Below are 7,801 nucleotides of genomic sequence, written 5' to 3'. Positions count from 1 at the left end.
TCACCTCATCGCAGAGTCGGCCCTGCCCCTGTTCCACCGCAACGGCGCTCAGCCCCCACGATGCACGCACTCCTGCGGCGCCGAGCCCGCCCCACCCTCACCTCATCGCAGAGTCGGCCCTGCCCCTGTTCCACCGCAACGGCGCTCAGCCCCCACGATGCACGCACTCCTGCGGCGCCGAGCCCGCCCCACCTCCACCCCATCGCGCAGTCGGCCCCGCCCCTGTCCCGGCGCAACGGCGTTCAGCCCCCAACATTCACCCCGGGGTGCCGAGCCCACCCCATCCCACCCCTCATCACCAGCCCACCCGCGCCACCCCCGCCCAAGCCCCGCAGGCAGCCGTCACTCACGTGGCCCCCGCCAAAACGCCCCCGCCCCGCCCGCCAGCAAGGATGCGAGCATGGGTATACGCATGCTCCACCGCCGGACGGCACAGGCGCGGATCATGGCCAGGGCGGACGCCGCCGTGGCCCCGTCCCCGCAGTCCCCGCCGGTCCCGGCCCTCGCGGCTGACGCAAGCACCGCCCGCATCCCCACCGCCCCGGCGACGACGGTGCGCAACGCCGTGTCGGACCTCGGGCGTCGACTCGGCGGGCACGCCTCCCGCCCCGATCCGGCCCGCCGCTGGCGCCACTGGAACGAGCTGGCCCGCAGCTACCTCGCGCTGCTGCTCACCCTGCTCCCACGCCCACGCCCACGGCCGTCCCGCACCATCACCGTGTTCGTGGCGACCCTCACGGAGCGACCGTCCGGGTCCGCCGCGCATCGTCCCCACCGGGACCGGCCGGAACCAGGGCCGGACGCCACACTCTGACACCCACGGCGTACGCCACCAGCCCCGGAACCAGCCACGCGCCCGCCCCGAAGCACACCGCGGGCAGCAGGTCCCAGGGGTGCGCCGTGGCACCCCAGGACGCCCACCAGCGGCCCGCGCGTTCGACCGCTCCGACCGTCGCGCAGCCGCCGAGCACGGCACCGGCCCGCCACCGGTCCGGTACGGACAGGACCGGCACCCCCACCGGTTCGCGGGCCGCGGCGCGGCGCAGCGCACGCACCGCGAACGCGGTGATCACGAACGCGGCCAGGGCGGAACCGGCGTACTGCAGGTACCAGTACAGCGGCGCGCCCGCCAGGTCCCGGTCCAGTACCGGGAGCAGTCGCGTGCCCCAGCGGCCGTGGTGCGTGAAGGCGTCCCACACGACGTGCGTCAGCGCGCCGAGGACCGCGCAGACGTACCACCACGCGACCGTCGCGGGCCGCAGGCGCGCGCGGGGCGCCCCGCACCGCAGCAGGGCCGCGGGTCGTTTCTGGCGGGCTCGCGGCAACAGCGCCACCAGCGGTTCGCGGACCAGCAGCCACAGCGCGACCAGCGCCCACGCGGTCAGCACGTCGATGCCGAGGACGCCGCCGACCGAGTGGGTGACCGTGCCGTACTCCATCGCGCCGGGCAGGACGCTCGCCGCGTAGAACGTCATGTCGGGGGCGAAGGATCCCGCGACGAGCACCGCGGGCACCAGCCTGCCCCGCCCGGTCCCGTCCGGGCGCAGCGCGGGCAGGACGGCTGCGGCGTGGCTGAGAGTGAACGGCAACGAAAGCCCCCTGAAGCGGTCGTCGGCCGCTGTGCCGACCCGGTGAACGCTTTCGTCAAGTATGAGGGACCTCTCCGAGCACAACGGCATATGGCCAACCGGTGAAAACCGGGCGGCAACGGGTGCCCGTGCAAAGAAAGTTGCCGTAGGGTCACACGGGTCGCCGCCCGGGACATTCGGCCGGACGGGTCACCGTACGTACTCGGTCGGCGCAACGGGGCAACCTCTGCTCCGGATCGATCGTCGATACAGAGCGAGCAGACAGTCGGAAGACGGGCGTGGGACGTCCACGGGAGGGGTTCACCTTATGGCGGCGCATTTCGGCAGGAGGCTGCGCAAGGGGGCGGCGACGACCGCGGTGGCCGCGGCGGCGGTCGCGGCCCTTTCGGCGTCCCAGGCGCCGAGCGTGACGGCCGACCAGGACAACCGGGCCGCCGCCGGCACCAGCACTCCTGGACCGGAGGAGGGTTCCGGAACCAACGCCACCGGTAACTCGCCGTACTACACGGACCTGCCGCCCCTCAACAGCCCCAACCCCAGCCCCAGCCCGTCGTCGTCGCCCGTCGGCACCCCGGTCGCCCAGGGCGACGCGGAGGCAGGCATACCGGCCACCGTCCTGGACGCGTACAAGAGGGCCGAGGCGGAGCTGCGCACCGCCAAGCCGGGCTGCAACCTGCCCTGGGAACTCCTCGCGGCCATCGGCAAGGTCGAGTCCGGTCAGGCCCGCGGCGGCCAGGTCGACGCGAACGGCAACACCCTGGGCAGGATCCTCGGCCCGCAGCTCGACGGCAACGGCTTCGCGCTGATCAAGGACACCGACCACGGCCAGTACGACGGCAACAGCCAGTACGACCAGGCCGTCGGCCCCATGCAGTTCATCCCGTCCACTTGGGCCTGGGCGGGCCGTGACGGCAACGGCGACGGCGTCAAGGACCCGAACAACGTGTACGACGCCGCGCTCGCGGCCGGCTACTACCTGTGCCGCTACGACTGGGACCTGTCGACGCAGGCCGAGCTCGACCGGGCGATCCTCAGCTACAACAACTCGCAGGACTACCTCGACACCGTCCTGTCGTGGCTGGAGTACTACCGCAAGGGCACCCACTCGGTCCCCGACGGCAGCGGTCACCTGCCCTCCCACCGCAGCGACGAACCGGCCGACCCGAAGCCCTCGTCGCCCGGGAAACCGGCCGGGTCGAAGCCGGAGCCGGGCAAACCGTCCGGCACCCCGCAGCCCAGTCCGCCCGCGTCCGGTACGCCGTCGACACCGCCCGAGACCGGTACGCCGTCGACCCCGCCGCCCACGTCGCCGACGCCCACCGACACGGTGGACCATCTGGCGAACGCGGGCACCGGCACGCTCGCGGCGATGGCCGGCGACGCCTTCAGCGGGAAGATCAGCACGCGGGCCGTGACCAGGCTCGGCCAGTCCGTCGGGAAGGTTCGCGTCCGGTTCACCCTGGTCGGGGACACCGACGCCACGTTCGCCGGCGGCGAGAGCGTCGCCACGGTCACCACCGACACCAGCGGTGTGGCCGTCGCGCCGACGCTCACGGCGGGCGAGAAGACCGGCGAGTTCACGGTCCGGGCCACCGTGGTCGGCCGGACGGCGGTCAACGCCCTCGACTTCTCCGCGAAGGTCACCCCGCGCGCCGCCGACGCCCTCGCCGACGCCAGCAGCGACGCGGCGCTGACCTGCCCCGCGGGCGGTGAGTTCGCCGACCCGGTCACGGTGAAGGCCATGTACCGGGGCGCGGCCGCGGACGGCGTCGCGGCCACCGCCACCCTGGTCAAGTCGGTGCTGGACGACAGCGTGAACGACAAGGGCCCGTACTTCAAGAACGCCGACGGCGACCCCGTACGCACCCTGACCGGCCTGGTCACCGACGAGAACGGGCAGCTGAAACTGCCCGAACTGTACGCGGACGACACCACGGGCACGTTCCTGCTCAAGATCACCACCACCGGCGGTGCGGCGCTGACCGTCAGGCTGACGGTGACCGACGCCGACCCGTCGGCCGACCCGTCGCCGAGTCCCTCCGCGTCGTCGTAACGACCGCGGGCAGCACGCTCCCTGACGAGGGCGCCCCTCCGCTTCGGCGGGCGGGCGCCCTCGTCCGTGTGCGACCTGTTCTCATCTCGCCCTCCCGTTGCTACCGTGCCGGACCTGACGAACCATCAGTTCGCCACCGGTCCGCGACCACCGCGGACAGGCGCGCGACTGCGCCCGACTGTTCCGGACCGTCCGGGGAGGCTCCGTATGCGCGCCCTGATCGCCGCCGTGGCGGGTCTCGCCGTCGCGGTCGCCCTGGTCCTCGCCATCACGGCCGTGGGCCTGCCGGACGGCAGGACCTCCCCGAAGCCGCTGCTGACGACCGTGCCCGCACACCCGTGACCGCCCGCCCAGGAGGGAGGCCGAGATGCGCCGCAAGGCCGGCCTGATCCTGCTCGCCCTCGCCGTGTTCTTCGCGGCGCTGTCCCCACTGCTGCGCTGGTACGCCTTCCCGCGCCTCGCCAAGATCCCGCCGAACCAGTACCAGGACATGGTCCTGGAGGCGAAGGACGCCACCCTCCTCGACTACGGCACGATGCGGGCGCGGAAGGTCCCCAAGGTCACCATCGTGCAGACCCTCAAGGGCAACGTGGAGGCCGCGAACAAGATCGAGCGGACGGCGGGCCGGGACGTGGTCGTCTGGGACGGCATGTCCTACGTCCAGGGACCCGACGGCAAGATGGTCTCCGAGATCCCCGAGCGCTACATCTTCGACGCCCATTCCCAGGAACCCGTGCACGCCACCGGCGAGATGGTCGACGGCGACCCGGTCCGGCGGGACGGCATCGAGTACAAGTGGCCCTTCCTCACCGAGAAGCGGGACTACGAGTACTTCGACGCACAGAGCCGCACCACCAGCCCCATCCACTACAAAGGCACCCAGAAGTTCCGCGGCCTGACGGTCTACTACTTCGAGCAGACCATCCCCTGGACCAAGGTCCCCTTCCCCAAGGCCATGCCCGTCGAGGGCATCACCCCCGAGTCCGTCGCCAGGACCGGCACGACCCGCTGGTACAGCACGGTCCGCAAGTTCTGGGTCGAGCCCGTCACCGGAGCCCCCGTGTACGGCGAGGAACTGCACCAGGAGGAACTGCGCGGCGGCACCCTGCTCGGCGGCCGGGACAAGGTGACCGCGTTCGCCGGCGATGTGAAGATGCGCGAGGACTACATCGAGAGCACCGTGTCCATGGTCAAGAAGAACCGGACCGTCGTCCTGCTGCTCACGTCCTACCTGCCCTGGGGATGCCTGGCCGCCGGCGCCCTGCTGCTGGTCCTCTCCCTCTGGCTGGAGGCACGCGGCCGCCGGCCGGGAGAACCCGCACCCGCGGACATGGCCGAACCCGAACCGGTCGGCGCGTGAACCCGGTGCCCCGGCCGGTGCGGTCCGCCGGCCGGTCAGCGCCCGAGCCGGGCGTTGGTGTGCCGGGTGGGTTCGGCCGCGGCCGGGTCCTCGGGCCATGGATGCCTCGGGTACCGACCGCGCAACTCCGCCCGCACACCCCGGTAGCCGTCCCGCCAGAAGGAGGCGAGGTCGGCGGTGACCGCGGCGGGCCGGCCGGCGGGGGAGAGCAGGTGCACGAGCAGCGGCACCCCCGCGACGGCCGGTGACTCGTGCAGCCCGAACATCTCCTGCAACTTGACCGCGAGCACGGGCTGTTCGGGATCGCCGTAGTCAATCCGGATCCGGGACCCGCTCGGCACGGTGATCCGTTCCGGGGCCAGTTCGTCCAGACGCGCGGCCGTTCCGTCCGCCCAGGGCAGCAGCCGCCCCAGCGCCTGCCCGGCGTCGATCCGCGCGAGATCGGCCCGCCGCCCGGCCCGCCCCAGCTCCGGCTCCAGCCAGTCGTCCACGCGCGCGTGCAGCGCGTCGTCCGACACGTCCGGCCAGGGCGCACCGAGACGCAGCCGCAGGAAGGCCAGCCGCTGCCGCAGCACGCCCGCCTCCGCGGACCACCGCAGCAGCCCGAGCCCCTCCTGCCGCAGCCCGTCGAGCAGTGCCCCGCGCACCAGAGCGGGCGCCGCGTCCGGCAGCGCCCGCACCGCCAGTTCGACGGAGCCCAGCCGCTCCACCCGGCGTGCCGTGACGTCACCGTCGGCCCAGCGCACCTCGTCCTCTTCGGCGAGCAGCGCCCCACCCGCGACCCGGGCCACGTCCTCGTCCACCACGGCCCCGAGCCGCACGCGCGCGTGGCCCCTGCCCACGGGCCGGTCGGCGGCGGCGACGGCGAGCCACTCGCAGCCGCGCAGCACCGAACCCTCCGCGGCCTCGGCCCGCGTCCCCGACACCATCAGCCAGGATCCGCCGCCCCATTTCCCCACCCGTTCGGGGAACGCGAGCGCCGCGACGACACCGGCCGCCCGGTCCGCCCCGGAAACCACCGGACCGGCCGTACCACCCAGTCCACCCAGTCCACCCAGTCCACCCAGCCCACCCGGACCGGCAGGACGGGCCGCACCGGCCGGCGTCGGCGCCCGTGCAGGGACATCGGCGTCGGCGGCTGCGGACTCGGCGGCGGCCCGCAGCCGCCGTACCTCCGCCCGCCACCGCCCCGCGTACCCGTCACCACCGCGCCCGGCCGTCCGCACGGCGGCGGCGAGATCGTCGCCGTACGCCCGCGGCGCCTCCTCGCTCAGCAGCGCCACCACCTCCGCCGCCCGCTCCACACCCACCAGAGGCGCCGCATCCAGCAGCGCCCGCCCCAGCCGGGGGTGCAGTCCCAGCCGGGCCAGCCGCTGCCCCCGGGGCGTCGCCCGGCCCGCCCGGTCCACCGCGCCGATCGCCGCGAGCACCTCGCGCGCCGCCGCCATCGCCCCGCCCGGCGGCGGATCCAGCAGCGCGAGACCGGACGCGTCCGGATCACCCCAGCAGGCCGACTGAAGGGCGAACGCCGTCAGATCGGCCACCTTGATCTCCGGCGCGGGGAACCGCGGCAGACGCCCGTCCTCGGCCTCCGCCCAGCACCGGTACACCACACCCGGCCCCTCACGTCCGGCCCGGCCCGCCCGCTGCCGCCCGGCCGCCTGCGACGCCCGTACCGTCGTCAGCGCGCTCAGCCCGCGCGCGTGGTCCACCCGCGGCTCCCGCGCGAGCCCCGAGTCGACCACCACCCCCACCCCCGGAACCGTCAGCGAGGACTCCGCCACCGACGTGGCCAGCACCACCCGGCGCCGCGCCCCGGGCGCCAGCACCGCGTCCTGCACCGCGGCCGGCGCCCGCCCGTGCACCTGGAGCACGTCGACGTCACCGAGCGCACCCGCATCCCCCAACTGCCCGGCCACCCGGGCGATCTCACCGACCCCCGGCAAGAAACACAGCACGTCCCCGGACCGCTCGGCCAGCGCCCGCCGCACCACCGACGCCACATGCGCCGTCAGCGCCGGATCCACCCACAGCCCGTGCGGCGGCCGCACGGCACGCGCCACAGGCGCCCACACCACCTCGACCTCGTACGCCGCACCCCGCGCCGCCACCACCGGCGCCCCGCCCAGCAACCGCGCCCACCCCTGCGCGTCCGTGGTCGCCGACGCGGCCACCAGCCGCAGCTCCGGACGCAGCGTCTCGCGCACGTCCCACAGGAACGCCGCCGCCGTGTCCGCGTCCAGATGCCGCTCATGGCACTCGTCGAGCACCACGACGTCGACCCCGGACAGTTCCTGGTCCCGCTGGAGCCGCTGGAGCAGCACGCCGGTCGTGACCACCTCCACGCGCGCGTGGCGCCCCACCAGCCGCTCACCGCGCACGGTGTAGCCGACGCGGCGCCCGACCTCCTCGCCCAGCAGCCACGCCATCCGGCGGGCCGCGGCGCGCGCCGCGATCCGCCGCGGCTCGGCCACCACCACCCGCCGCGCCGGCCCGTCGCCCAGCAGCCCGGCCAGCGCGAGCGGCACCAGCGTCGTCTTGCCGGTGCCGGGCGGCGCCACCAGGACGGCGGTGCCGTGCCCGGCCAGGGCGTCGTCCAGCGCGGGCAGGGCACCGCGTACGGGCAGGGCGTCCAGGGCGTCGTAACGGATCACGCCCCCAGTGTCGTACGCCGCCGGGGCCGTCCGGCACACGCGCGTGCCGGACGACTCCGCTCCGCCGCACGCGCGCGTGCGTCCGCGCCTCCCGCACCGGCCCCGTGCCTCCCGCACCGGGCCCCGGGCCTCCCGCACGCGCGCG

At 74.6% G+C, this 7,801-nt stretch carries 6 protein-coding genes; 4 read left to right on the top strand and 2 right to left on the bottom strand.

Features of this window, described 5'->3' with window-relative positions; genetic code table 11:
* Positions 1–400 precede the first annotated feature (400 nt).
* Entirely contained in the window at positions 401–814 is a 414-nt protein-coding gene (locus ACFC09_RS25890; RefSeq protein ID WP_376532490.1) for a hypothetical protein, read from the top strand.
* On the opposite strand, the gene ACFC09_RS25885 is transcribed toward ACFC09_RS25890, so the two are convergent.
* Positions 735–1,589: a DUF4184 family protein gene (locus ACFC09_RS25885; protein WP_376532488.1), complete on the bottom strand. Its 855-nt coding sequence runs from the start codon at positions 1,587–1,589 to the stop codon at positions 735–737. The genes ACFC09_RS25890 and ACFC09_RS25885 overlap by 80 nt on opposite strands.
* A gap of 307 nt (positions 1,590–1,896) precedes the next feature.
* Here ACFC09_RS25885 and ACFC09_RS25880 point away from each other — a divergent pair, with 307 nt between their 5' ends.
* The 3 genes from ACFC09_RS25880 (at position 1,897) to ACFC09_RS25870 (ending at position 5,002) form a co-directional block, all read left to right on the top strand.
* Positions 1,897–3,642 (top strand): lytic murein transglycosylase, encoded by a 1,746-nt coding sequence (locus ACFC09_RS25880; RefSeq protein WP_376532486.1) that lies wholly within the window; start codon positions 1,897–1,899, stop codon positions 3,640–3,642.
* A gap of 207 nt (positions 3,643–3,849) precedes the next feature.
* A complete protein-coding gene (locus ACFC09_RS25875) occupies positions 3,850–3,984 on the top strand; it encodes an SPW_0924 family protein (RefSeq protein WP_376532484.1) in 135 nt (44 codons plus the stop codon).
* A 25-nt stretch (positions 3,985–4,009) separates the two neighbouring features.
* Complete coding sequence (locus ACFC09_RS25870) at positions 4,010–5,002, top strand: DUF3068 domain-containing protein (protein ID WP_376532482.1); 993 nt, start codon at positions 4,010–4,012, stop codon at positions 5,000–5,002.
* Positions 5,003–5,037: 35 nt separating this feature from the next.
* Here ACFC09_RS25870 and ACFC09_RS25865 read toward each other — a convergent pair whose 3' ends face one another.
* The gene (locus ACFC09_RS25865; RefSeq protein ID WP_376532480.1) at positions 5,038–7,656 is read right to left on the bottom strand and encodes an ATP-dependent RNA helicase; all 2,619 of its coding nucleotides are present in this window, start codon (positions 7,654–7,656) and stop codon (positions 5,038–5,040) included.
* Positions 7,657–7,801 lie beyond the last annotated feature (145 nt).

The sequence above is a fragment of the Streptomyces sp. NPDC056161 genome, assembly GCF_042268025.1.
GTDB lineage: Bacteria > Actinomycetota > Actinomycetes > Streptomycetales > Streptomycetaceae > Streptomyces.
This window is presented reverse-complemented; position numbering and strand designations above follow the sequence as displayed.